Origin of the sequence: Mesorhizobium sp. PUT5, assembly GCF_052216645.1 — a bacterium.
Classification (GTDB): Bacteria; Pseudomonadota; Alphaproteobacteria; order Rhizobiales; family Rhizobiaceae; genus Mesorhizobium.
The window spans coordinates 2,710,948-2,735,108 of the sequence record NZ_JBQOSO010000003.1; the positions used below are offsets into that span (position 1 = coordinate 2,710,948).

Genomic DNA, 24,161 nt, shown 5'->3' on the forward strand with positions numbered 1-24,161 from the left:
AAAGGAGGTGGCGATGAATGCCCCCATGCGCCCAACAGACATGCCAGGAACGATATCGCTCCCCATCGAGGGGATGACCTGCGCGTCCTGCGTCGGCCGCATCGAAAAAGCCTTGAAGGCCGTTCCCGGCGTCGAGCACGTGTCTGTCAATCTGGCCACCGAACGCGCGAGCATCACGACCAATGCGGCCATTGCCCGCGCGACGCTGGTCGAGGCGGTCGAGCGCACCGGCTATTCCGTACCGGTGTCGTCCGCAGGTTCGGCAGGCTCGACCGAGCTGGCGATCGAGGGCATGACCTGCGCCTCCTGCGTCGGCCGCGTGGAGCGCGCTCTGAAGGCGGTGCCGGGCGTGAGCTACGCGGTTGTCAATCTGGTGACCAAACGCGCCTCCATCCACGGCAGCGCCGATGCCGCGACCCTGATCGCGGCCATCGCGGCTGCCGGCTATGAGGCGGAACTGATCGGCGTGGCCGCTGGCAGCGGCGACGAAGATGCCGCGCGAGCCGAGCGCAAGGACGCCGAGCACCGCGAACTGGTCCGCGCCTTCACTGGTGCGGCCGTGCTGACCGCGCCGGTCTTTGCCATCGAGATGGGCGCGCATCTTGTTCCGGGCGTGCACGGCCTCATCGAGGCGACCATTGGCATGCAGTGGAGCTGGTACATCCAGTTCGCGCTGACGACGCTGGTGCTCTTTGGTCCGGGCATGCGCTTCTACAGCAAGGGACTGCCGGCGCTCTGGCGGCTTGCCCCCGACATGAACTCGCTGGTGGCCGTCGGCACGCTGGCGGCTTATGGCTATTCGCTGGTCGCCACCTTTGCGCCCGGTTTGTTGCCGGCCGGCACGATCAATGTCTACTACGAAGCCGCCGCCGTCATCGTGACGCTCATCCTGCTCGGCCGCCTGCTGGAGGCGCGCGCCAAGGGCCGGACCTCGGAAGCGATCAAGCGCCTGGCCGGCCTGCAGGCCAAGACGGCGCGCGTGCGCCGCGACGACGCCACGCTCGACCTGCCGATCGACTCGGTCGTGCCCGGCGATATCGTCGAGGTGCGTCCCGGCGAACGCTTGCCTGTCGATGGCGAAGTGGTCGAAGGCGCCAGCTATGTCGACGAATCGATGATCACCGGCGAGCCGATCCCGGTCGCCAAGACGGTGGGCAGCGGCATCGTCGGCGGCACGGTCAATCAGACGGGCGCGTTCGCCTTCCGGGCAACGGCGGTCGGCGGCAACACCGTGCTGTCGCAGATCATCCGCATGGTCGAGGAGGCGCAAGGCTCCAAGCTTCCCATCCAGGCGCTGGTCGACCGGGTGACGATGTGGTTCGTGCCGGCTGTCTTTGCCGTCGCGACGCTGACCTTTGCCGCCTGGCTCGCTTTCGGCCCGTCGCCGGCGCTGACCTTCGCGCTGGTCAATGCCGTCGCCGTGCTGATCATTGCCTGCCCGTGCGCCATGGGGCTGGCGACGCCGACCTCGATCATGGTCGGCACCGGCCGCGGCGCGGAACTCGGCGTGCTGTTCCGCAGGGGCGAGGCGCTGCAACTGCTGAAGGATGCCAGGGTGGTGGCGTTCGACAAGACCGGCACGCTGACAGAAGGTAAGCCTGCGCTGACCGATCTGGAACTGGCCGCTGGCTTTGACCGTTCGGCGGTTCTGGGACTTGTCGCCGCCGTCGAGGCCATGTCGGAGCATCCAATTGCCAGCGCCATCGTGGCCGCCGCTGCCGCGGAAGACATCCTCCCGCCGGCCGTGTCCGGTTTCCAATCGGTGACGGGCTTTGGCGTTGCCGCCAAGGCTGGCGACAGCCGCGTCGAGATCGGCGCCGACCGCTACATGGCCCGGCTCGGTCATGACGTGGCCTTGTTCTCCAAGGTTGCGGCGCGCCTGGGCGACGAGGGCAAGTCGCCTCTTTATGCGGCAATCGACGGCAAGCTCGCGGCAATCATCGCCGTGGCCGATCCGATCAAGGCCACCACGCCCACGGCGATCAAGGCCCTGCACGCCCTCGGCCTCAAGGTGGCGATGATCACCGGCGACAATGCGCGCACGGCCAAGGCCATCGCGGCGCGGCTCGGGATCGACGAGGTGGCGGCCGAAGTGTTGCCGGACGGCAAGGTCAACGCGGTGCGCCGCCTTCGCGCCCGGTTCGGCAAAATAGCCTTTGTCGGCGACGGCATCAACGACGCCCCGGCGCTGGCCGAGGCGGATGTGGGGCTGGCCATCGGCACCGGCACCGACATCGCCATCGAGGCGGCGGACGTGGTGCTGATGTCGGGCAGCCTGCAGGGCGTACCGAACGCGATCGCGCTGTCGAAGGCGACGATCGGCAACATCCGGCAGAACCTGTTCTGGGCGTTTGCCTACAATACGGCGCTGATCCCGGTCGCGGCAGGTCTGCTCTATCCAGCCTACGGCATCTTGCTGTCGCCAGTCTTTGCTGCCGGCGCCATGGCCTTGTCGAGTATGTTCGTGCTCGGCAATGCGCTGCGGTTGCGCACGTTCAAGATGGCGAACTGACAAGCCGCGGCAGCCGACCCCATATCCGGGCCGGCGGCCGCGCCATTTTAGGGAGACTATCGATGAACATCGGCCAGGCATCAAAAGAATCGGGCGTTTCGGCCAAGATGATCCGCTACTACGAGCAGACCGGCCTCATTCCCGCCGCCGACCGGACGCCTTCCGGTTACCGCGACTATTCGGACACCGACGTCCATATGCTGCGTTTCGTCCGCCGCGCGCGCGATCTCGGCTTTTCGGTTGCCGAGATCAGCGATCTTCTTGGCCTGTGGCGAGATGAGACCCGGCAGAGCGCCGAGGTCAAGCGCTTGGCGCAAGGCCACATCACCGAACTAAAAAAGAAGATCAAGGGTCTGCAGGACATGGCCCATTCGCTCTCTATGCTGGTCAACGCCTGCCGCGGTGACCACCGCCCTCACTGCCCGATCCTGCAAAGCCTTGAGACGGACCCGGAGGACGAGGATCTGTCGATCCAGTCTCGTCCCGGTGCAATTGCACGTCTGTCGCAATGAGGGAATACAGCATCGGCGCGGCGTGGCCACCTGTTCAAGCCTTCGGCAATGATTTCAGGCTTGATGACCAAGAAGCGTCGACCACATTCGTTTATATTTGCAGCGGGGGCATTGATTGGGAGCGTCTCTGCAGCGAGATGCTGGAACTCCAATATTGCCCGATTTCCCAGCCGCTACCCTCGACCACCCACCTTGTAAAAGACCGAAGGAGTTTCGGACTGCTCACGCGGGACGGCATAGACTTCGTAGTTGTCAACAGGGCCACTTCCCATGCCAAGCGATCCCTGCGGCATCCCCGGGACCGCGAGGCCCGCGACGTCCGGCCGCTCGGAAAGCAACCTGCCGATCGCTTCGAGCGGCACATGACCTTCCAGAAAATAGCCATCAACTGCTGCGACGTGGCAGCCTTCCATGTCGGCGGGCACGCCGGCCTGCTTCCTGACCTGCGTAAGATCCTCCAAGTCCACCGACGTCACTTGGTAGCCCGCCTTCTCGACGGCCTCGGCCCATGCATGGCAGCAGCCGCACCACGGCGTCTTGTACACTGTGATCGGTCCTGCCGCCGCTGCCGACGCCGACGCCAGAAGCGCTAAAGCGGCCAGAATCGACTTCTTGTAGGTGATCATTTGAGCCTCGTTTCCTTCATTGTGTTGGTATGGACATCGCCTCGACAGCGGCCTCGGCGTTAACCGACAACGCTGATACGACCGCCGTTCACATCACGCCCATCGGTATGAGCAGATCATCGGCTGTCGCCTTTTGGGTTTCGCCCAAGGACGCATAGAAGGGTTCGAGCGCTGCATTCAGGCGATGCAGCCCATCAAGACGGGCCGAAAGCATGCGCTCCATGTCCGAGAGCCTCTGCGGTAGCGGCCTCAAGGATGCATCCGGCTGCGTCATTCCACCCATCATTGCAGGCAGCATGCCCTTGGATGCGGCAGAATTGGCACGCAAGACCTCGGCGACCGCCTCCCAGAGTGGCTGCTGCGCCTCGGTGATCTTCAGCTCGGTTCGCAGGAAAGCGATCCGCCCTTCCATGTGTTCGGGCGACATCATCTCCCGCATGGGTGCACCGTCGGCTCTCCCTTCCTCCGACATCATGCCCCGCATCATTCCAGCATGGCTGGCCATCATGTCCTTCATCATCTTCATCATGTCGGCGCCCATCATTCCCGTGGCGTCACCGCCGGGTATGGTGTTCGTTGTACTCGGCAGCGGTACGATATCGGCAGCGGAATCTCCTGCGGTTGCGGAAGGTGTATGATGAGCCTCCTCCGCGAGAGCGGGCGTGGAAAGCAGCAGTGACGCTGCAAGCATTCCCTTCATGAGAGTGGTCATGGTCTTTGCTCCTTTGTCTGGTGTAAAAGTGGGGCGGCGGGATGCCGCCCCACTTAGTTCAGCGAGCCTGATAGGTGATTCCGTTGGGACCCTTGCCGACCCGATAGGTGCGGACGACAGACTGGCTCTCGACCGAGATCTCCGAAACGGTGCCGTCGATGATGTTGGTGACGAAGACGAATTCGCCGTTACCGCTGACGGTGACGCCGTGCGCGCCTGCCCCCGTCCTGATTGTCTTCACGACTTTTCCGCTTGCTACGTCGATGACCGAAACGGTGTCGTCGGGCTTAGTCTCGGTGCCCTGATTGGCGACATAGACGTAGCGGCTGTCCGACGTCGCGTGGACCTGGATGGGCGCGCGGCCGACATCGATACGCGCCGTTACCCGGCGAGTGGCTGTATCGATCACGGCCACCTTGTTCTCGTCGCGGAGGGAGACGTAGACGCGGCTCCCGTCGGGGGTGAAGCCAACCTGGACGGGTGCGGTGCCGACCTTGATTCGTGCCACCTCGGAGAGCGAATCCGTGTCGATGACCGAGACAGTGCCGTCTTCAACGTTGGCGACGTAGATGGACTTGCCGTCCGGGCTCATCCTTAGGCCGTGCGGATAGTCGCCTGTGGATACGGTCGCGACAGCCTCGCCCTTCTCGAGGTCGATGACCGACACGGTGTCGTCCTCGGAATTTGAGACGTAGGCGCGGTTGCCTTCCGCATCGGCGATCACATGGGCGGGATGGCCGCCGACGGCGATCGAAACCTTTGATCCGGACAAGATGTCAGCCGTATTGAGGAGGATCAGTTCGCCCGCCGCCATTGAGCTGCCGTGGCCGCCGCTACTGTTTCCATGTGTTTCTTCCTTTCCGTCCAGCAGGGGAACTCCGACTGCAAGCAGAAGGTTGCTGCCAGGCACGAACTGGACATTGTGTGGAGTGATGTCGACCGGAACGATATCGACCTTTCCACTTCCCAAGTCGATGCGGCTGACAGAATTACCATATTCGTCAGCCGTGTAGACGATGCCCGTCGCCGCGGGCTCTGCTTTCGCTACAGATGTGAAGGACATCGCCAAGGCCATGGCAGATGCCGCGATAAGCGCAAGTATGGCAGCGCGCCGCGGAATCGTCGTCCGGTCTTCCGAAAGCGAAGCAGCTATTGCCGTCGTGTTGTTAAGATGGTTCCTTGTCATAATCCTCTTCTCCTCGGCTCTCTGCCGACATACTTGCTGTGTTGCTTTCCTCGCCCGCCAAGCCGTTCGTGGGCACCGGGGTGAGTGGGTAGCTATTCGCCAGTGCTGGCACCGGGGTGGTTTAAACCGCAATTCGACGGAGCCAACCGGCCACCCTTTTCAAGACATAGATGAATGGGATGTGTCGGCACTTAACCTGGATCAAAGATGGAGATTCCCTCCGCGTAGAACTTGCAGACGCTGAAAATCTTTTCCGAGCGGGCGAGCGCAAGTGCGTTCTACCGACGGCGCGTGAACTTGGTGCGCTCGATTCCGCAAGGATCGGTTGGCTTGGGGTAGCCAGCTAAAGCAATCCTCGGAGCCGCAACCGCGAAGGAGTGCTTCCTGATCGTCACGGCCTCGCATGGCCGCCGCGGGCTCGGGCGCCTGCTCCTCGGCCGCCAGACCCACGAAGTGGTCAGCCGGTCATCGCTCCCTGTCTTGGTTGTGAGATAGTTTCGCCACGGGACAGTCGTTACGCCGCGTGAGGCCCCTCGATCCGAGCCCAGTTATGGGCTGTAGCAGACTTTAACCTGGATCAAGGATTCAGAGGCACGAAGCGACGATGTTCCAAACTGGAGCGATAGTCCTGCCCAACCCTTGCGTCTGCTCGAGCGGTCGTAGAATTTTGCCAGCCCAACGCTGCTTCGGTCACAACAAGGAAGATCCTGATGAGTTCACCGCATTCCCACCATAGCCGTAAGAACCATCAGACGCATGCAACGGGGCATAGAGGGGGTGAGGATTACTACAGCGACCCGAAGATGGTAGCCGCGGCCGGCTCCAGCCATTCCGAGCATGCCGGGCACGGCGGCCACGACCATGGCGCGATGATCGCTGATTTCCGGAGGCGGTTCTGGGTCACGCTGGTCCTGACACCGCCCGTTCTTCTGCTGTCACCGATGATCCAGCATTGGCTTGGCCTAGCCAAGACATTGGCGTTTCCCGGTGACGGGCTCGTGCTCTTCGGCCTTTCCACCATCGTCTACGTCTATGGCGGATGGCCGTTCCTCACCGGCTTCATGGCCGAGTTGGGCAAGCGGCAACTCGGGATGATGACGCTGATCGCGCTGGCGATCTCTGCCGCCTACTTTTTCTCCGCCGCGACGACGTTCGGCTTTCCGGGAGAAGCCTTCTACTGGGAATTGGTGACGCTGGTCGCCATCATGCTCCTCGGCCACTGGATCGAGATGCGGTCGGTCATGGGCGCGTCACGCGCCCTTGAAGAGTTGGTCCGGCTGCTCCCCGACAGTGCGACGAAAATCGACGCCGACGGCTCGACGCACGAGGTTCCCATCTCCGCCCTCCAGCCAGGAGACCGGGTACTGGTGCGGCCCGGTGCCAAGGTGCCCGTCGATGGGAAGATCATCGAGGGGTCGTCCGGTTTCAACGAGGCGATGCTGACCGGCGAATCGCGCCCAGTCTCCAAGACGGTCGGTGCCACCGCGATCGGCGGCGCGATCAACGGCGCCAACGCCGTGACCATCGAGGTGACCGCTACTGGCGGTGCCACCTATCTTGCACAGGTCATCGACTTGGTGAAGAAGGCGCAGGCGACGCGGTCCAGGACGCAGGACATCGCCAACCGCGCCGCCTCATGGCTCACCTACATCGCTCTCGCCGTCGGCTTTGGTACGCTCTTCGTCTGGTGGCTCGTTCTCGGCGCGCCGCTCGAGTTCGCGCTCGAGCGCATGGTGACGGTCATGGTCGTTGCCTGCCCGCATGCGCTCGGCCTTGCCGTTCCGCTCGTCGTCGCCGTCAGCACCTCGCTCAGCGCGGGTAACGGGCTTCTAATCCGCGACCGTGCAGCCTTTGAACGCGCGCGCAACCTGAACGTGGTGGTCTTCGACAAGACCGGCACGCTGACGGAGGGCCGGTTTGGCGTCAGCGACATCGTGCTGCTCGCCGGCGGTGACGAGAACGAGGAACTCGCCTTGGCCGCAGCGGCCGAGAGCCAGTCCGAGCATCCCATTGCCCATGGCATCGTCGCCGAGGCCAGGGCTCGCAGCTTGACCGTCTTGAAGGCGAGCGACGTCAGCAACATCACCGGAGAGGGCATCGTCGCAAAGGTCGATGGCCACGACATTCGTATCGTGAGCCCCGGGCACCTCGCGAGGCAAGGCAAAGCGATCGGCCACGAGCGGCTCAAGCAGTTGGAGGCTCAGGGCAAGACCGTAGTAGTCCTGGTCCGCGACGGCGAGCCGCGGGCGCTATTCGCGCTGGCCGACATCGTGCGATCGGAATCGAAGGCGGCTATCGCCGAGTTGAAGGCACTCGGGATCAACTCCGTGATGCTTACCGGCGATGCCGAGGGGGTTGCCAAGGCGGTGTCCGAGGAATTGGGCATTGCCGAATATTTCGCCGAGGTGCTGCCGGACCAGAAGTCACAGAAGATCGAGCAACTGCAAGCGCGCGGGCTCTCCGTCGCCATGGTCGGCGACGGCGTGAACGATGCGCCCGCGCTGGTGGTGGCCGATCTCGGGATCGCCATCGGTGCGGGTACCGACGTCGCCGTGGAATCCGCCGATGTGGTGCTGGTCAGAAGCGACCCACGCGACGTCGGCGCGATCCTTGGCCTTTCGCGCGCCACCTACCGCAAGATGGTGCAGAACCTCATCTGGGCGACGGCCTACAACGCAGTCGCGATTCCAATGGCGGCTGGCATCACCTTCGGAACCGGCTTCATGATGACGCCGGCGGTGGCGGCCGTGTTCATGTCGGCCAGCACCGTCATCGTCGCAATCAACGCCCAGTTCCTGCGCTCCTACCGGAGGCACAAATGACGGCGATCAACGAACGACCTGGAACTCCGTCATGCGGCTGATCCTTCCGCTGCCGGACAACGAGGCATTCGCGCGACGCCTTGCCGACGAAGGAGATTGGGAGCTTGGCGCGCTGGAGACGCGCCGCTTTCCCGACGGCGAGACCTATATTCGCATCCTCTCAGAGGTGAAGGACAAGGCCGTCGACCTAGTCTGCACGCTGGTCCGGCCCGATGACGGATTCCTGCGCCTGATCTTCGTCGCCGACGCCGCCCGCGCGCTCGGCGCGCGCGAGGTCAACCTGATTGCCCCGTACCTTTCCTATATGCGTCAGGATCGCCTTTTCCAGCGCGGTGAGGCGGTGACCTCAAGGAGCTTCGCGCGGCTCGTCTCATCGAGCTTCGACCGGCTGGTCACGGTCGATCCGCATCTTCATCGCTATCCGGCTCTTTCGGCGCTCTACACGATCCCTACGGATACGCTGCATGCCGCGCCGCTCCTGGCTGACTGGATCGCCGACGAGGTCGAGAAGCCTTTGATCGTCGGCCCCGACGAGGAAAGCGAACAGTGGGTCTCCGCCATTGCCGCGCGCATCGGCGCCCCGCATGCTGTGCTGCGCAAGGTCCGCCATGGAGACCGCAATGTCGATATCGAGCTGCCGGACCTTTCGGAATGGCGTGGCCGACAGCTTGTGCTCGCCGACGATATCGCCTCCTCTGGCAACACGCTAGTTGACGCTGCCGGAAAGCTATATCTTCAAGGCTTTGCCCGGCCTGTCGTTGCCGTGGTGCATGGGATATTCGCCGAGGATTCCTTCCAACGCCTCGCCCCGCTCTGCGACCGCATCGTCTCGGCCGATTCCGTGCAGCACGAGAGCAATACAGTCACGCTCGCCCCTTTGATTGCAGCCGCCATTGGGTCCACGGATGCCGGCGACAGCGATCTTGTGCGTCACCGGCGTCCGCCGGAGCCGTTGGACGAAGTGGAACAGGCTGGCTTTGATTCCTTTCCCGCCAGCGATCCGCCGCCCTGGACGGGCGGCGTGAACTGACAAACGAGAAAAACTGACTGAAAGCGGTAACGGCATGAGCGAGACGACAACGGGATCATTCGAGACCTGGCGCAAGGGCTATGGCCTAATTGCCCACAATAATGAAACGGTGGAGCGCGTTAATGCGCTGGCCGCGTCCGGCCGCATTGACCCGCAAGCCCTCTACCGCATCCTTGCTGCCGCCGACCGCCTGACCTCGGCCGCGATGTGGACCGTCGTCCACATGTCCTATGCCCGGCGCGTCGATCTCTCCGGCGCGCCTCTGCCCGCCGACGCCTTCAAGCCGACGCCCGAAGGCCATACTGGCGGCTCGCTCAACATGGTCCCCGCCTTTGTCGGCTACCTCGTTGCCAATGCGCTTACTGGAACCACCCGCTCCTGGCTGATGGGGCAAGGCCATTGCGTCGCGGCGATCGAGGCCATCAATGCGCTAACCGGCGACGTCTCACCGAGGCAGAAGGGCCGCTACGACCGGACCGAGAAGGGTCTGTCTCAACTCGCGGCCGACTTCTATTCCTACGCCATCGACGCGGAGGGCCGCGCGGCGGTCCCGCTCGGCAGCCACGCCGGCCCCAATACCGCCGGCGCGATCTCCGAGGGCGGCTATCTTGGTTTCGCCGAGGTTCAATATATCCACATGCCGCTTCCGGGGGAGAGCCTCGTCGCCTTCCTGAGCGACGGTGCTTTCGAGGAGCAGCGCGGCTCGGACTGGACGCCCCGCTGGTGGCGAGCCGAGGACTCCGGCCATGCAATCCCGGTCATGATCCTTAATGGGCGGCGGATCGAGGAGCGCGCACAGATTGCGCAGCAGGGCGGTTCCGATTGGCTTGCCGCCCATCTTCGCCACAACGGCTTCGATCCCTTCGCCATTGACGGCCGCGACCCGGCCGCCTTTGCCTGGGCGATCCTCGTGGCCGAGGAGCGTCTTGAACGGTTCGCCGCCGATCCCGGCCACAGATATCCCGCGCCCATCCCCTACGTAATCGCCGAGACAGTCAAGGGGTTTGGCTTTCCGGGCGCCGGCACCAATGCCGCGCACAACCTGCCGATCGACGGCAATCCGTCGCGCGACGACGCGGCGCAAAACGCCTTCAACGAGGCTGCGGCGGCGCTCTTCGTGCCTCCGCGCGAGATCGAGCGCGCGGTGGGCGCGCTGGCCGTCCACGACGGTCAGAACCGGCCGCTTGAAAGCCGGCATCCGCTCGCACTGCGACGCCCGCAAACGCCGCAGCTTCCCGAACCTGAATGGACCTGCGCGGGCGATCCGCCGGACTGTGCAATGCACGCACTCGACCGCTGGTTCGTGCGCGTCGTCGACGCCAATCCGGACCTGCGGCCGCGGGTCGGCAATCCCGACGAGATGCGCTCCAACCACATGGGCGCTGCACTCGATCGTCTGCGGCACCGCGTCAACACATCGGAGACTGGCATAGCCGACGCCGTGGACGGCGCGGTCATCACCGCGCTGAACGAAGAGGCGGTGGCCGGTGCCGCACTCGCCAACAAGGGCGGGCTCAACCTGATCGTCAGCTACGAGGCCTTCGCGATGAAGATGCTCGGGGGCCTGCGTCAGGAGATCGTCTTCGCCCGGCGTCAGCGCGAGATCGGCCTGGAGCCCGGCTGGATCTCGGTGCCCCTCGTCGTCACCTCCCACACCTGGGAGAACTCCAAGAACGAGCAATCGCACCAGGACCCGACGATCGGCGAGGCGCTGCTCGGCGAGATGTCGGACACCGCGCGGGTGCTGTTTCCGGTCAACGCGAACAGCGCCATGGCCGCGCTGCGATCGGTCTATGACGGAAGCGGCCAGGTGGCCTGCCTGATCGTGTCGAAGCGGGACATGCCGCACCGGCTCGATGGCGCGGCGGCCGGTCGGTTCGTGACCAAGGGCGCGGCCCATATCGATGGCGATCCCGGCGAAGCCGACCTGCAGTTGGTGGCGGTCGGCGCCTATCAGCTCGAGGAAGCACTCAAGGCCGCCCATCGGTTGAAGGGACATGGCCACCGGATCGTGGTGACGGCTGTTTGCGAGCCCGGCCGCTTCCGCGCGCCGCGCGATCCGCTCGAAGCCGCTTTCGCGGCAAACGACGAAGAGGTGGCGGCGTTGTTTCCCACGGAACTGCCCCGCGTCGTCGTAACCCATACGCGGCCCGAGCCGATGCTCGGCCTGTTGCGCCGGCTGGACGGCGGCCCGACACGGACAGTCGCGCGTGGCTATATCAGCCGGGGCGGCACGCTCGATGTCGCCGGCATGCTGTTCGCCAATCGCTGCTCCTGGGCGCATCTGACCGATGCAGCGGTCCAGCTTGCCGGATGGTCGCGCGACGAACTGCTTACGCAAGCTGAACGCGCCGCAATCGACGGCCGGGGCAACCCCGCCGATCTCTCCCAACCCGCGATCTGAGGACCGCCATGCTCACACTGACCTTTCTCGGCGGTGCCGGCACCGTCACCGGCTCGAAACATCTCCTGACTCATGATGGAAAACACATCCTGATCGACTGCGGCCTGTTCCAGGGCCTCAAGAACCTGCGCGAGCTGAACTGGGCACCTTTACCGGTCGAGCCCGCCAGCATCGACGCCGTCGTACTGACCCACGCCCATCTCGACCATTCCGGCTATCTGCCCAAGCTCGTGCGTGACGGCTTTCGCGGCCGCATCTTCGCCACCGGCGCCACAAGCGACGTAGCCGAGCTGATCCTCAAGGATAGTGGCCACCTACAGGAGAAAGACGCGGAGTACGCGAACCGCAAGGGTTTCTCGAAGCACAAGCCCGCTTTGCCGCTCTACGGGATTCGTGATGCTGAACGCGCGCTGGAGTTCTTGTCAGCCGTTCCCTTTGGGAAGCTCGTTCAGCTTCCCGGCGGCGCGACGCTGATGTTCCGCCATGCCGGGCACATCCTGGGCGCCGCGACCGCCGACATAGAATGGGCCGGGCGTCGCATCGCCTTCTCCGGCGATCTTGGACGCTACGGCGATCCGGTGATGCCCGATCCCGAACCCGTCCCGGAAGCCGACTATATCGTCATCGAATCCACCTATGGAAACCGCATCCACGAGCCGGGTGACACCACCGAACGCCTCGGCATTGTCATCGACCGCACGGTCCAGCGCGGCGGCACCGTCGTGATCCCGGCCTTCGCCGTCGGCCGAGCGCAGTCGCTGCTTTTTCACCTGTGGAAGCTGAAGACCGCCGGCCGGCTTTCGAACATCCCGGTCTATCTCGACAGCCCGATGGCGATCGACGCGACCGACCTGCTTCATGCCCATCGCGCCGATCATCGCCTGCCGCCGAAGGTCTGCAATGCGATCTGCGGGATCGCCACATATACGAGGGATGTTGAAGGCTCCAAGGCGATCACGGCGAGCCCGTATCCCAAAGTGGTGATCTCGGCGAGCGGCATGGCGACCGGCGGCCGCGTGCTCCATCACCTCAGGGCTTTCGCGCCCGAACAGAAGAACACGATCCTGTTTTCCGGCTTCCAGGCCGCAGGAACGCGCGGGCGCGCCATGTTGCAGGGCGCAAGCGAGATCAAAATCCACGGCCAATGGATTCCCGTCCGCGCGGAGGTCGACGACCTGTCTATGCTCTCCGCTCACGCAGATGCCCACGAGTTGATGCGCTGGCTCTCCGGCTTCCGTCACGGTCCGTCGCGCGTGTTCATCGTGCATGGTGAGGATGAGGCCGCCGAGGCGCTTCGCATCCGCATCGATAAAGATCTGGGATGGAACGCCACCGTTCCACGCCAGGATCAGGTGTTCGATCTATGACCGTAGCCCTCGAACGGCCTGACGGCCCTACACAGCCGACGCTCCGCGCAAAGCGTCTGCGCATGCACACACAGCATCAGGCGGTCGTGATCATGCGCACCGACTGCCATGTCTGCCGTTCGGAGGGTCTTGCCGCACGCTCGCAGGTTCTCGTCTCGTGCGGCGGCCGAGAGGTGCAGGCAACCCTCTTCCAGGTCGAGGGCGACGAGTTGATCTCGCTCGACGAGGTCGCGCTCTCGGAGACCGCCTGGGCGATCCTTGGCGTCGCGGACGGCGAGGCCGTTGAGGTCACGCATGCCCCCGCGCTCGAATCGCTGGCAAGCGTGCGCCGGCGCATCTACGGCAATCGCCTTAATGCGTCCGCTTTCGCGGCAATCGTCAAAGACGTTGTCGCCGGCCGCTACACCGATGTGCATCTCGCCGCCTTCCTGACGGCGAGCGCCGCCCTGCCTCTTGACGAGGATGAGACAGCCGACCTGACGGGCGCCATGGTCGAGGTCGGCGACCGCTTGCGCTGGGATGCGCCGATCGTCGTAGACAAGCACTGCATCGGCGGGCTGCCGGGCAATCGAACCACCCCGATTGTCGTCGCGATCGTCGCAGCGCACGGCCTCATCATGCCCAAGACGTCGTCCCGCGCAATCACCTCGCCGGCGGGCACGGCCGACACGATGGAGACGCTCGCCCCAGTAGACCTCGATATCGCGACCCTGAGACGCGTGGTCGAGGCCGAAGGTGGCTGCATCGCCTGGGGCGGCGCGGTTCATCTGAGCCCTGCCGACGACATCTTCGTGCGCGTCGAGCGGGAGCTCGACGTCGATACCGAAGGCCAACTCATCGCCTCCGTGCTGTCGAAGAAGATCGCCGCCGGCTCTACCCATGTCGTTCTGGATATCCCGGTCGGTCCGACCGCCAAGGTCCGCACCGAGGAAGCTGCCCGTCACCTCGCCGAGCGCATGACCGCGGTCGCGGCTCGTTTCGGCCTGACCGCCACATGTCTCCAGACCGATGGATCGCAGCCGGTCGGCCGGGGTATCGGGCCAGCCCTCGAGGCCCTTGATGTTCTTGCAGTTCTTCAAAACGTGAGCGACGCACCGGACGATTTGCGCAGGCGTTCCGCGACACTCGCCGGCGCTGCCCTGGAGATCGGCGGGAAGGCCGGGAAGGGGGAAGGCGCAGCCGTAGCGCTTGAAACCCTCGCCGATGGGCGGGCCTGGAAGAAGTTCGAGGCGATCTGCGAAGTGCAAGGCGGCATGCGCACGCCGCCCGTCGCCGCCAACATCCATCCTCTGGATGCACCGCGCGGCGGACGGATCGTCCATATCGACAATCGCAAACTGGCCCGGCTCGCCAAGCTTGCCGGGGCGCCTCAAGCCAAGGCCGCGGGCATTCACATGGAGGTTCGGCTCGGCCAGGAGATCGACAAGAGTCAGCCGATGCTGCACGTCCACGCCGAGACCAAAGGCGAGCTCGCCTATGCGCTGGAATACGCTGCGCGGTCCGGCGATATCGTTGAGATCGAACCGTGAAGCGGTGGTTCGGCGCGTTTAGAAGAAGCTTCCGGCAAGCGGCGGAGTTCAGCATCGGCCGGCGGCTGATGCATTGGGCTGTTCTTATCCTGTGCTTGGTCCAAGTGCCCACCTCCTGGGCGATCCAGCGCACGCACATGGCCCATCTTTTCTTCAAGCCGAAGCCGATCGATCTTTTTCTGCACGAGGTCCACGCGTGGAGCGGATGGCTCATCCTATTTTTCGCGATTGCGCAACTCGTGCTACGCCTCACGCATGGGACGCCCCCACCTCCCGAAGGCTCAGCAAGGCTTGAGCGATGGGCGGCTGTGGCGATACACACGATGCTCTACGGACTTATCATCGCCTTGCCGGTCACGGGCACGGCCGCGATGTATCTGAGCTTCAGGTTCGCACCTCTTCACAGCTTGCTGAGCTGGGCGCTTCTGGCAGTCGCTTTGGCCCACGTCGCGGCGGCCCTTTGGCATCACATCTATCGACGCGACGATGTGCTGCTCAGAATGATCAGGCGCGCGTCATGACCCCGCTCCCACACAACGCCGGTCCGTTCGACATGGTTTAGGCTATGGACTCGCTGATCCCTCGACTTGGCCTGCTCGTCGGCCTGGAACGCGGCTGGCGTGAGCGTGAAACACCGGACGGCGTGCGACTGCCGGCATCCGCACATATGGGATTTCGGGACTATTGGGCGGCCTTCTCGCAGCGCTCAGCGCCAGCCTTGATGCGCCCTCGATCCTGATCGCTGGTTTCCTTGGCTTCACTGCCGTCTTCGCATGGTACAAGGCACGCGAATCCTCCCGAGATGAGGACTACAGCGTGACCGGGACCGTCGCGGCTCTCGGCATGTTCGCGCTGGGCGCCCTTGCCGCAGTCGGAGATCAGCGTGCCGCCGCCGGCGGGGCTGCCCGCCACCGGCGCTCAGCTCCTGACGAACATAACCTTCCCGACTGATCAAGGTTACAAAGACCATCGGGAGGTTCAGATCAGCCGCCGAGCGGGCCGTCTCGCCTGCCAGGACGCCAAGCCCGCCGCTATAGGTGCGAATCTCGGGACGGAGTGCAATCTCCATTGAGAAGTACGCAACCGTGTCCGCCGGAGAAATGGTTCGAGGGCTCTCACCAAGCGCCCTCTTTGTCCATCGAGTTCGATCGAGCCGCCCTGATCGTAGCCAAGCGCCCCATCCGGGATCGCTCGTGCCCAAATCCGCCACCCGTCGACGCAGAACAAGACCAGAGGATACCAAGCTCACGTCTAATATGCTCTTCCATGGAGATCCTCTCGATGCCAACGGTTCGAAAACTATGAGGTCTTCTTCTGTGCGGCGCTCTTGGGAGCGGGTTCGCCTTCGGGTTCTGCCGACGCAACCTCCGCTTCGGCCCGCAGCCAATGGTCGAGCTCGCAACCGTTAGGGCTGCCTTCGCTCACCCAGATCTCATATGCGCGACGCTCGATCTTCAACCGGACCGACTCGTCGGCCAGCACTTCCTGCTCTGCGCTCATTGGGGTTATCTCCATCTATTGTGGGACAGGGTTCAGGCGAGCCAGAATCCAGTCCGCGCGGCAGGAAGTCATTGATCCAGGTTAAAGCTGGCACCCAAACTCCATAGTTTAGGAAGAACGCCTTCCTCGCATCGCGCAGATCCGTGTGCAGCGTCTTGGGGGTTCACAATCCCAATCCCTTTTTTCGGTCCAACTGCCACGACACCGATCCGCCCTGCACAGCGCCCATGACCTCCTGGCCGAGTTGCCGGTCAATAACCGACCGCCAGGGGACAAGAGTGAACTCGTGGCTCTTCTCGACGATGGCGAACTTGCCGCTCGATAGCTGCAAGGTCCCGGTGAACTTGCCGCTGACGGACTCGCCGTCTGCGGCCGCGCGAAACGCCATGGACTTGGTCGCCGCAACCTCGGCGCCGGCGCGGACAACCTCGCGTTCGCGCAGGGTGACGAGAAGATTGCGGCGGTAGAAGACGCGGCCGTTCCGCTGACGGGTGGCGTCGCCCTGTTCGATCAGATGCTCGCGGCGACGATCAATCGCCTGTTGCACCTCCTGCCCGAAGCCAGCCGGCGCAAGATCGGAGGCGCCGCCAGCGATCAGCCGGCGATCGAGCCAGGTGGCGCCATCCGCCCCGATCTGCTTTTCCAGATCGAAGGTCGAGAGGATGCGGATATTGGCCTGCCGGTTGCGGCCAGCGTCATAGGTCGCCGCCTTGCTCTCGAAATCGTCGGGGATGCGCCATTGGTTCGCGTCTATCCGCTCGACTATGCCGGCGCGGCGCAACGCCTCCAGCCGGCGGACATGAGCATCCACGAAACCCTCATCGTCGCCGCCCGGCACGCGGCCTTCGAACTTCGCCTGTTCCAGATGCCGGCTCGGTCGGTAGATGCCGTCTTCGGCGATATCGGCAATGGCGCGATCCGAGGGGCGGCCTGCCGTGTCGGCCGGGCCAATCTCGACGACGCTGCCGATCCCCGCGTCCTCCAGCTTCGATTGCTCGATGCCGGCGACATGGTGCGTCTGCCCGTCTATGCCGTCGATGACGACGGTGAGATTCTCGCCCAGCTCGTCCGACAGATATTTGTCGACGACGCGGCCAACGATCGGTGTCTCGGGCGCGGCCTCATGGATGCGGAAGGTCATCGGGTCGCGGTCATGGCCATCGGCCCGGAGCGCGTTGTGCATGGAGCGGATGATGTCGCCGCGCTCGCCCAGCTCGCGCAAGGTCGGTTCCAGCCGTTCGCTCAGTTCCCAGACGCCCGGCGCGTGCTCGGTGGCAACGCCCATCTGCTCCAGCTTGTCGAGCCGACGCAGCCGGAGCGTCCGGTCGAACTGACCGCCGGGATCGGCTGGTTTGTGGCGCAGGTCGAGGAACCTGTCCTCTGCTTCCCCGGTCATCGCACGGTCGATCCGGGTGAAGCGGTCCTGGTCGATTTCGGCCGAGAGCTTGCGGCGCTGCTCGATCTCGGTGACGGGGCCGAGTTCCAGCGTCGTCAACTCGCTCGCGCGCTCGCGGATACCGTTGGCGAGATAGTCGCCGTTGATGACCAGATTCTTGCCCAAGTCGTCGCGGCCGCGAATGATGACATGCACATGGGGATGGCCGGTGTTGAAGTGGTTGACCGCCACCCAATCGAGCTTCGTGCCGAGGTCGACTTCGACCTGGCTCATGAGGTCGCGGGTATGGGCGGTCAGGTCGCTCAGATCGGTGCCGTCCTCCGGTGAGACGATGAAGCGAAACTGGCGGGGGTCGTCCTTGCTGCGATCGAGGAAGGCATCGCCATCGGCGCGATCTTCGGTCGCCGAATAGAGCTGGCCGCGCTCGCCGTCGCGCGAGGTGCCATCGCGCTGGATGTAGCGCAGATGGGCGGCGCCCTTGCCGCTCCGGCCGGCGTTCTGGACGTAGCGGGTTTTGACGACGACGCGCCGGCTACCGGGCTGGCTGTGACGCCAGCCGCCGGAGAGGTTTCGGAATTGCACGAAGGCGGCGCCGCGCCCGCGCCGGACACCAGGCCCGCCAGCGGTGCTGGATCGTGTGCCGCTCTTTGCAGGGGCGCCGGCGTTGCCCCACGTCGACGGGCGCGATCGGACGGTGCTCTGTTGCCGGGCAATCTTCCTGACCTTGGTGAAGAAGCTCTTGGTCTGGGCGCCGCCTCGGGCATCGGAGCGGATACGGCCGGGCTTCGGCCGGAAGCGGTCCTCGTCGTCGGCGCTCATGGTCGTGCTTCCGGCCAGAAACACCCCGAAATTCCTGATTTCGGGCTATGGTGCCGCTGGAAAGCCAGCAAAGCCAAGGCGTTGAGAGAATGACCGGCACTATGCCCGAAAAATTGGGGTGCCGCGTCGGGCGACCCTAACCAGTGTGCAGACAACAACAATTTCAGAAACCGGGCCGAGATGGTGCCGGTTTCCTTTATCTTGCCCTCCGCCCTTCCTGCTCCTTCCGCCCCTCCTGCCGACCCTTGAACCGAACCCTGCGCCTTCCTCCTGCACACCGGAATGCACGCCGCCGCGCACCAGCACGCCGTCATCATTGCGGTTCTCCGGTGCTGGCCGACGCGACGAACAGGCCGTTCGATTGCGGCGCGATGGCGGTGACATCGCGCACCGGAACAGCCGTTGAACCGTCGCGTGGCTGCATGGATTCGGCAGCGCGGCCGTCGACCGAACGCGCCACGAAGAGCGGCGCCTGCCTCCAGGCATTGGGATCGGCGGCAGCGACCATGACGGGGCCAGTGATCTCGCCGCCGTCGATCTGAGGAGCGATCACCGCGACATAGGCCCGCGTCTCGGCCGGCAATGCGCGGCCCGTCGCCAGATGCTCGTCATAGCGACCGGGACCAGCATTATAGGCGGCCAGCATCGCGTCGACATTGCCGTAGCGATCATACATCTCGCGCAGATAGGCGGTGCCTGCGAGAATGTTGTCGCGTGGATCGTAGGGATCGCGGCCGAGACGATAGCGGATGCGCAGCGCGGCCCAGGTGTCGGGCATGACCTGCATCAAGCCCAACGCCCCGGCTGACGAAATCGCGCGCACATCGCCTGCGCTCTCGGCGCGCAGGACTGCCCTGATCCATGCCGTCGGAATGCCGAAGCGCTGCGACGCCTCGGCGATATGGGCGGCATAGGGTTGGCTCGCGATCGGCTGCGCGACTGGCGCGCTCTGCGCCATGGTCGCGGCGGGCGATGCGAGCATGAACGCGAAGCCGGATAAGAGAAGGATCGCTATGAACGCATGCGATCCTTCTCCGCTTCGACGCCAGCCTGCCAGCGTGCTCGCTGCGGTCAAGGGTGCGCGCGAAGCGCCGGCCGATGGCCGCCCCTGACCTTCGCTGCGCGCGCCGGCCATCAGATCACCGAGCGGGACGAAGGGATGAGACGGCTTTTCCGCGAACAAAGGGATGAGGCTTTTGAACGCGAGGATGACGCGATACCGCATGGCCTCAGTCCCGTCCGGCGCGGGGTTTCGGGCGGTTCCAATGCAGTGACCAGGCCGTCTTGTCGTTGCCGTTCTGGAAGAGGTTGGCGCGGATCGGCGTCGGCAAGGCCGGATCGTCGATCAGCACTGAAACATAGTCGCCGGCCTTCTCGCCGACCTCCTTCCAGCCCGCGCCGATCTCCGGGCCGTCTTCCGCGCCATGGTGGACACGATACTGCGGCGCGTTCTCGGCGTCCGATGGTTCTGCCGGGACGATGGTGATTTCCCGGTAGAGGGTGAGCGTATGAACACGCCCGACGAAGCCAGAGTTCTCGGCGGTGAACTGACCGATCTGTGCCATGGAAAGCCTCCTGTGGTTGAGTTTGGTGGTGGGTTTCAGTGCGTCGGCGCGCGCCACTCGTAGCGGCCGTTGCCTTCCTCATCGGTCCAGAGCGGTGTCGCCCGACCGATGACGGAACTTGCGGGGATGGGTCCGAAGTAACGGCCGTCCAGGCTGTCGCGGACCTCCCAATTCATGAGGAAGATTTCGCCGTCGGCGATCACGCGGCAGCCCTGCCAGACGGGCAGATCGCGGCCGATCCGGTCGCGGTCGAGAGCGTCCCCCATCTCGACGTGATCGACGGTGATCGTGCGCCCGGAACGACAAACCCGCTGTCCCGGCAGGCCGAGGACGCGCTTGAGCAGAGGTACGCCCCGCGCGATGTAGCCGCGCTCCGCCATGAAGCGCGTCAGCGGTTCGGGCGGATCGACGGCGACCAGTTCCGGCACCTCGAGCCGGCTGGCCGGCTGCACCGTGTAGAATCCGATCGGTGCGCTCGCGCTGGCGTTCCAGATCAGCTTCGTCGGCGTCGGGATGAAGGCGGCGATGGCGACGCCCATCGTCACGAAATACGTCACCATGACGTAGCCGAACCGGGTCATGGTGCGATCCTCCGCCGCTTGATCCAGGCGGCGTGCTGCTCGGGCGAGTAGGCGCGCAGCTCGTGGCCGGCGGTCAGACGGTTGTGGACGTGCCGCCAGTGCTCCGGTGCCACGTCGGCTGGATCGAGGCCGAGGGCTTCCACGGCGTCGATCGCGTGCAACGCCTTCTCGACCTTTGGCCAGCTATCGAGCCGCAACAGGATGTCGCCGCCGGGCCGCACGAAGGGCAGCGTCTGGAAAGGCTCGCCGCGGCCGATGGCGCGGACGATGTCGATGCGCGAGATGATCGTGCCGAAGTCGTTGGAGGCCCAGCGAACAAAGGCGAAGATGCAGTTCGGCGGGAAGCCGACGATGCTGCGGCGCCGGTCGAGGATCTGTTCGTAGCTCTTGTTGCCGAACCTGATCCAATGCTCGATCTTCTTCTGCTGCCAGGTCAGCTCGACCAATGTGGTGAAAGGCGCAGGCCCGTCCGGCAACGGACGGCCGCGCATGCGGCGGGCCGCATTGCCGGTCATGGGGTGTCTCCTTCGGTGGGCGGGAATTCGCGGGCGAGCAGGTCGCGCAACATGTCGGTGACGGTCTGGCCGCGCCGGAAGGCGGCGACCTTGATGCGACCGCGCATCTCGGGCGTGATGTCGACGGTCAGCCGGGCGGTAAAATTCGCGGCCGCCTCGGCGCGACCGGGTGGCGTATCGGCGGCCTTGATCCAGTGTTCGGGATCGGTGGGACGGGACGCGAAGCCGCGCTTGCCGGTGCGGCCGGTCATGATGCGCCTCCGTCGAACGGCAGCACGGCGGCGATACGCGCCCGCGCCAACTCGGCCATATCGGCGTCGATCTCGCAGCCGAGATAGCGGCGGCCGGAGAGCCGGCAGGCTTCCCCGGCCGCGCCCGATCCGGCGAACCAGTCGCCGACCAGGCCGCCTTCCGGGCAGCTCGTGCGGATCAGGATTTCCAGAAGCGCGGACGGCTTCTCGGTCGGGTGGATGGCGCGGCCGTGGCAGTTGCGGGCATAGATGACCGAGCGCATGAGGCGCGGCCCGCCGTCCTCGCTGAGATAGTGGCCAGCGTCGATATGGCCGGTGTGCGGCGGGCGGCGCTTGCGCCGCACCGCGCGCGCGGTCGCGTCCGGCGTCGTCTGCACCACGTTGAAGACGGCGCTCCACGGAGTGTCGACGCGGTAGAACTGTGCGGCCAGCTCATGCACGCGCTTGAAGCGATCAGCATGAAAACTGCTGCCGTTCTGCTTTTCCCAGATAACTTCCTGCGCGTACTTGAGGTCAGCGGCGGCGAACTGATCGGCCGTCGCCATGAAGCTGCGAAGCGAACCGAACACCCAGAGGGAGCCGGAGGATTTCAGCGCGGCGAGCGCCAGCGGCAGCCAGCCGTCGACGCGCCGGTCCCAGGCGAGCGAGGTGTCACCATAGGGTGGATCGGCGAGGATCATATCGAATGGGCCGTGCGCGGGCATGAGCGCGCGGCAGTCGCCGGCTAGGATCGTATCGGTGAGGACTGTCATGGCGCGGCCCTCCCGATGCGCAGGCGGTCGATCTCGGCGGCCAGCGCCACGATCTCGCGCGCGGCCGGGCTGTCTTCGTCGATCTCGGAGGCGAGCCGGCCAGACTGCGCGGCATCGGCGAAGACGACGCGCTGGCCGATGGTCGTGGCGAGCACCGGCGGATCGTGGTCTGCCAGCGTCTCGGCCGTCTCGCGGGCGATGATGGTGCGGGTAGCGCAGCGGTTCAGCACGAAGCGGGCTGCGAGCTGGGGCCGGTAGATGCGGGCTTCGCGGAGAAGCGCCAGCATCTCGGCCGAGGCCCATCCATCGAACGGTGACGGCTGCACCGGGATCAGCACCAGGTCGGCGGCGAGCAGCGCCGAGCGCATGAGACCGGCGACCCGCGGCGGCCCGTCGATGACGACATAATCGGCATCGCGCGCTAGCTCGGGCGCCTCATGGTGCAGCGTATCGCGGGCCAGGCCGACGACGCCAAACAGGCGCGGGCTTCCCTCACGCGCCCGCTGCTGCGACCAGTCGAGCGCGGACCCTTGCGGATCGGCGTCGATCAACGTGACGCGGTTGCCGCGTCGCGCCCATTCACCGGCGAGATGCAGCGCTAACGTGGTCTTGCCGACACCGCCCTTCTGATTGAGGAACGCGACGATCATGGCTCGCCCCTCCGGGCGGCACCGGCACCATGGGTCGCACGCGCGCGCGTCAAAGAAGAAGAGTTAGATTCTCTGTTAGATTCTAAGTTAGCAGTCGGATTCAGCGTTATAGGCCAGAGGCTTAACTGTGGTTCGTGCGCCTGATGTGCCGATAGTCCTGCGCCTGATGTGCCGATACCCTTTGCGCCTGATGTGCCGATGCCATTCACACCTTTGTCCACAGGCACTGTGAATTGTTGGTCGGGGCGGATGCGCAGCAGCTCGCGGCGATCCTCGCGTTCGATCAGAAGGCGGTATCCGGGCAGCGGCTGGCGGGCGGCGATGCGGCGCAGGTCGAGCGCGAAATCGGAAATGCGCGCGAGGCTGCCGGACTTGGCGTGAAGGTGCGCAACCTCGAACAGCCTCCCGTGATGCTGGCGACCGGCGTGCTTGCGGGCGACGCGATAGAGCCAGCGTTCGATGCCGCCGGTCAGCCGGAAGTAGGCCGGGTCGATGGTCAACACCAGCGAGCGGTCGATGACGCCGTTGTAGAACCACTCGGGCAGGACGAACTCCATGCCCTCGACGCGGCCCGCGCGCGTCGTCTCTTCCCATTCGTTGATCCAGGAGAACTGCCGACGCCGCCAATGCGCGCCATTGCGGATCGTGGTGGCGATGACGGTCGACTGCAGGCGGGTGAGCGCTGCTTTCAGCAGCAGATATTGCCGGTTGCCGGTCGGACGGCCGATGCCGCGCAGAAGTTGGTAGGGCGTGAAGCGGATGAAGCGTGAGGTTCGCAGCCCATGGTTTTCGGCCTCGACTATCTGCGAGGCGGCCCAGATGAGCACGTCGGCGTCCCATATCGTCGCCATGCCATGCTCGGGCATGCCGAGCACCTGCACCTCGACATCGGCGGCTTTGTAAAGGATCGGCTTCGTGCGCGGCGTCTTCGCCAGTGAGAAAAACGGCCGCTCCATCAGGTCGCGCTGGTCGCGCGGCGGGGCGTCGCCGGTTGCGACCACGAAGGGATCGAGGCGGGTTCGTTCGCTGGCCTCGGGCGGATGCTCGCGGTGATGGTTGTCGTCGCGCAGCATCTAGCGGCCGCTCCGCTCGGCCGGCGTCAGGCGACGTGCCGGGAACACACGACCGGCGTCCTTGTCACTCGGAGATTTACGCGCGCCGAGTGCCGACCAGGCTTGCAGGTCTTCAACGGCATAGACGACGCGGCCGCCGATCTTGCGATAGACCGGCCCTGTGCCGTAGGTGCGATGCTTCTCAAGGGTGCGAAGCGAGATTCCAAGGAAACGCGCGGCTTCGGGCGTGCGCAGGAGTCGTGGCGGCAACTCCGCCGTCAGGTCGGGCATGTGATCACCTCTGGTTCGTCATTGGGGCGGCTGTCGGGTGGCGACAGCGGGCTATGGCGAACCATGGCGAAGGATCGACGCCCGGTAGC

The 24,161-nt window shown here is 64.9% G+C and carries 22 protein-coding genes and 2 pseudogenes; 10 read left to right on the top strand and 14 right to left on the bottom strand.

The window, feature by feature from the left end; genetic code table 11:
* The first annotated feature begins 13 nt into the window (after nt 1-13).
* Both ACTDI4_RS14770 and cueR read left to right on the top strand, forming a co-directional pair.
* Nucleotides 14-2,512 (top strand): heavy metal translocating P-type ATPase, encoded by a 2,499-nt coding sequence (locus tag ACTDI4_RS14770; RefSeq protein WP_442841866.1) that lies wholly within the window; start codon nt 14-16, stop codon nt 2,510-2,512.
* A gap of 62 nt (nt 2,513-2,574) precedes the next feature.
* Nucleotides 2,575-3,024 (top strand): Cu(I)-responsive transcriptional regulator, encoded by a 450-nt coding sequence (gene cueR, locus ACTDI4_RS14775; RefSeq protein WP_442841867.1) that lies wholly within the window; start codon nt 2,575-2,577, stop codon nt 3,022-3,024.
* A gap of 173 nt (nt 3,025-3,197) precedes the next feature.
* On the opposite strand, the gene ACTDI4_RS14780 is transcribed toward cueR, so the two are convergent.
* The 3 genes from ACTDI4_RS14780 to ACTDI4_RS14790 form a co-directional block, all read right to left on the bottom strand.
* Nucleotides 3,198-3,650 carry a DUF411 domain-containing protein gene (locus tag ACTDI4_RS14780; RefSeq protein ID WP_442841868.1) on the bottom strand — a complete coding sequence of 151 codons (453 nt, stop codon included), beginning with the start codon at nt 3,648-3,650 and terminating at the stop codon, nt 3,198-3,200.
* Between the two features lie 88 nt (nt 3,651-3,738).
* Entirely contained in the window at nt 3,739-4,362 is a 624-nt protein-coding gene (locus ACTDI4_RS14785) for a Spy/CpxP family protein refolding chaperone (protein ID WP_442841869.1), read from the bottom strand.
* Nucleotides 4,363-4,420: 58 nt separating this feature from the next.
* Nucleotides 4,421-5,548, bottom strand: coding sequence for a YVTN family beta-propeller repeat protein (locus ACTDI4_RS14790; protein WP_442841870.1), 1,128 nt, complete (start codon nt 5,546-5,548; stop codon nt 4,421-4,423).
* Nucleotides 5,549-5,887: 339 nt separating this feature from the next.
* Between ACTDI4_RS14790 and ACTDI4_RS14795 the strand changes: the two are divergent.
* The 8 genes and pseudogenes from ACTDI4_RS14795 to ACTDI4_RS14830 all read left to right on the top strand — a co-directional run.
* A pseudogene (locus ACTDI4_RS14795) lies at nt 5,888-6,043 on the top strand (universal stress protein); the annotation flags it as partial.
* A 215-nt stretch (nt 6,044-6,258) separates the two neighbouring features.
* Entirely contained in the window at nt 6,259-8,370 is a 2,112-nt protein-coding gene (locus tag ACTDI4_RS14800) for a heavy metal translocating P-type ATPase (RefSeq protein WP_442841871.1), read from the top strand.
* Between the two features lie 31 nt (nt 8,371-8,401).
* Nucleotides 8,402-9,400 carry a ribose-phosphate pyrophosphokinase gene (locus ACTDI4_RS14805; protein ID WP_442841872.1) on the top strand — a complete coding sequence of 333 codons (999 nt, stop codon included), beginning with the start codon at nt 8,402-8,404 and terminating at the stop codon, nt 9,398-9,400.
* A gap of 34 nt (nt 9,401-9,434) precedes the next feature.
* Nucleotides 9,435-11,804: a xylulose 5-phosphate 3-epimerase gene (locus ACTDI4_RS14810; RefSeq protein WP_442841873.1), complete on the top strand. Its 2,370-nt coding sequence runs from the start codon at nt 9,435-9,437 to the stop codon at nt 11,802-11,804.
* A gap of 8 nt (nt 11,805-11,812) precedes the next feature.
* A complete protein-coding gene (locus ACTDI4_RS14815) occupies nt 11,813-13,171 on the top strand; it encodes an MBL fold metallo-hydrolase RNA specificity domain-containing protein (RefSeq protein ID WP_442841874.1) in 1,359 nt (452 codons plus the stop codon).
* The gene (locus ACTDI4_RS14820; protein ID WP_442841875.1) at nt 13,168-14,700 is read left to right on the top strand and encodes a thymidine phosphorylase family protein; all 1,533 of its coding nucleotides are present in this window, start codon (nt 13,168-13,170) and stop codon (nt 14,698-14,700) included. Before ACTDI4_RS14815 ends, ACTDI4_RS14820 begins: the two co-directional genes overlap by 4 nt.
* Nucleotides 14,697-15,221 carry a cytochrome b gene (locus tag ACTDI4_RS14825; RefSeq protein ID WP_442841876.1) on the top strand — a complete coding sequence of 175 codons (525 nt, stop codon included), beginning with the start codon at nt 14,697-14,699 and terminating at the stop codon, nt 15,219-15,221. Before ACTDI4_RS14820 ends, ACTDI4_RS14825 begins: the two co-directional genes overlap by 4 nt.
* Nucleotides 15,222-15,265: 44 nt before the next feature.
* Nucleotides 15,266-15,606 (top strand): annotated as a pseudogene (locus ACTDI4_RS14830) (MgtC/SapB family protein); the annotation flags it as partial.
* A gap of 393 nt (nt 15,607-15,999) precedes the next feature.
* On the opposite strand, the gene ACTDI4_RS14835 reads toward ACTDI4_RS14830, so the two are convergent.
* The 11 genes from ACTDI4_RS14835 to ACTDI4_RS14885 form a co-directional block, all read right to left on the bottom strand.
* A complete protein-coding gene (locus ACTDI4_RS14835; RefSeq protein WP_442841877.1) occupies nt 16,000-16,200 on the bottom strand; it encodes a DUF2934 domain-containing protein in 201 nt (66 codons plus the stop codon).
* 163 nt (nt 16,201-16,363) lie between these two features.
* Nucleotides 16,364-18,415, bottom strand: coding sequence for a relaxase/mobilization nuclease domain-containing protein (locus ACTDI4_RS14840; protein WP_442841878.1), 2,052 nt, complete (start codon nt 18,413-18,415; stop codon nt 16,364-16,366).
* A 313-nt stretch (nt 18,416-18,728) separates the two neighbouring features.
* Nucleotides 18,729-19,640: a lytic transglycosylase domain-containing protein gene (locus tag ACTDI4_RS14845; RefSeq protein ID WP_442841879.1), complete on the bottom strand. Its 912-nt coding sequence runs from the start codon at nt 19,638-19,640 to the stop codon at nt 18,729-18,731.
* A 4-nt stretch (nt 19,641-19,644) separates the two neighbouring features.
* Complete coding sequence (locus ACTDI4_RS14850; RefSeq protein ID WP_442841880.1) at nt 19,645-19,980, bottom strand: DUF736 domain-containing protein; 336 nt, start codon at nt 19,978-19,980, stop codon at nt 19,645-19,647.
* Between the two features lie 35 nt (nt 19,981-20,015).
* Nucleotides 20,016-20,561, bottom strand: coding sequence for a S26 family signal peptidase (locus ACTDI4_RS14855; protein ID WP_442841881.1), 546 nt, complete (start codon nt 20,559-20,561; stop codon nt 20,016-20,018).
* Nucleotides 20,558-21,076 carry a DUF2840 domain-containing protein gene (locus tag ACTDI4_RS14860; protein WP_442841882.1) on the bottom strand — a complete coding sequence of 173 codons (519 nt, stop codon included), beginning with the start codon at nt 21,074-21,076 and terminating at the stop codon, nt 20,558-20,560. The genes ACTDI4_RS14855 and ACTDI4_RS14860 overlap by 4 nt, the downstream gene beginning before the upstream one ends.
* Nucleotides 21,073-21,327, bottom strand: a complete 255-nt coding sequence (locus ACTDI4_RS14865) for a hypothetical protein (RefSeq protein ID WP_442841883.1) — start codon at nt 21,325-21,327, stop codon at nt 21,073-21,075. Before ACTDI4_RS14865 ends, ACTDI4_RS14860 begins: the two co-directional genes overlap by 4 nt.
* Nucleotides 21,324-22,079, bottom strand: a complete 756-nt coding sequence (locus ACTDI4_RS14870; RefSeq protein ID WP_442841884.1) for a DNA-methyltransferase — start codon at nt 22,077-22,079, stop codon at nt 21,324-21,326. Before ACTDI4_RS14870 ends, ACTDI4_RS14865 begins: the two co-directional genes overlap by 4 nt.
* On the bottom strand, nt 22,076-22,729 hold the full coding sequence (gene parA / locus ACTDI4_RS14875) for a ParA family partition ATPase (RefSeq protein ID WP_442841885.1): 654 nt from the start codon (nt 22,727-22,729) through the stop codon (nt 22,076-22,078). Before parA ends, ACTDI4_RS14870 begins: the two co-directional genes overlap by 4 nt.
* Nucleotides 22,726-23,802: a replication initiator protein A gene (locus ACTDI4_RS14880; RefSeq protein WP_442841886.1), complete on the bottom strand. Its 1,077-nt coding sequence runs from the start codon at nt 23,800-23,802 to the stop codon at nt 22,726-22,728. The genes parA and ACTDI4_RS14880 overlap by 4 nt, the downstream gene beginning before the upstream one ends.
* On the bottom strand, nt 23,803-24,072 hold the full coding sequence (locus tag ACTDI4_RS14885; RefSeq protein ID WP_442841887.1) for a helix-turn-helix transcriptional regulator: 270 nt from the start codon (nt 24,070-24,072) through the stop codon (nt 23,803-23,805).
* Nucleotides 24,073-24,161: the final 89 nt, after the last annotated feature.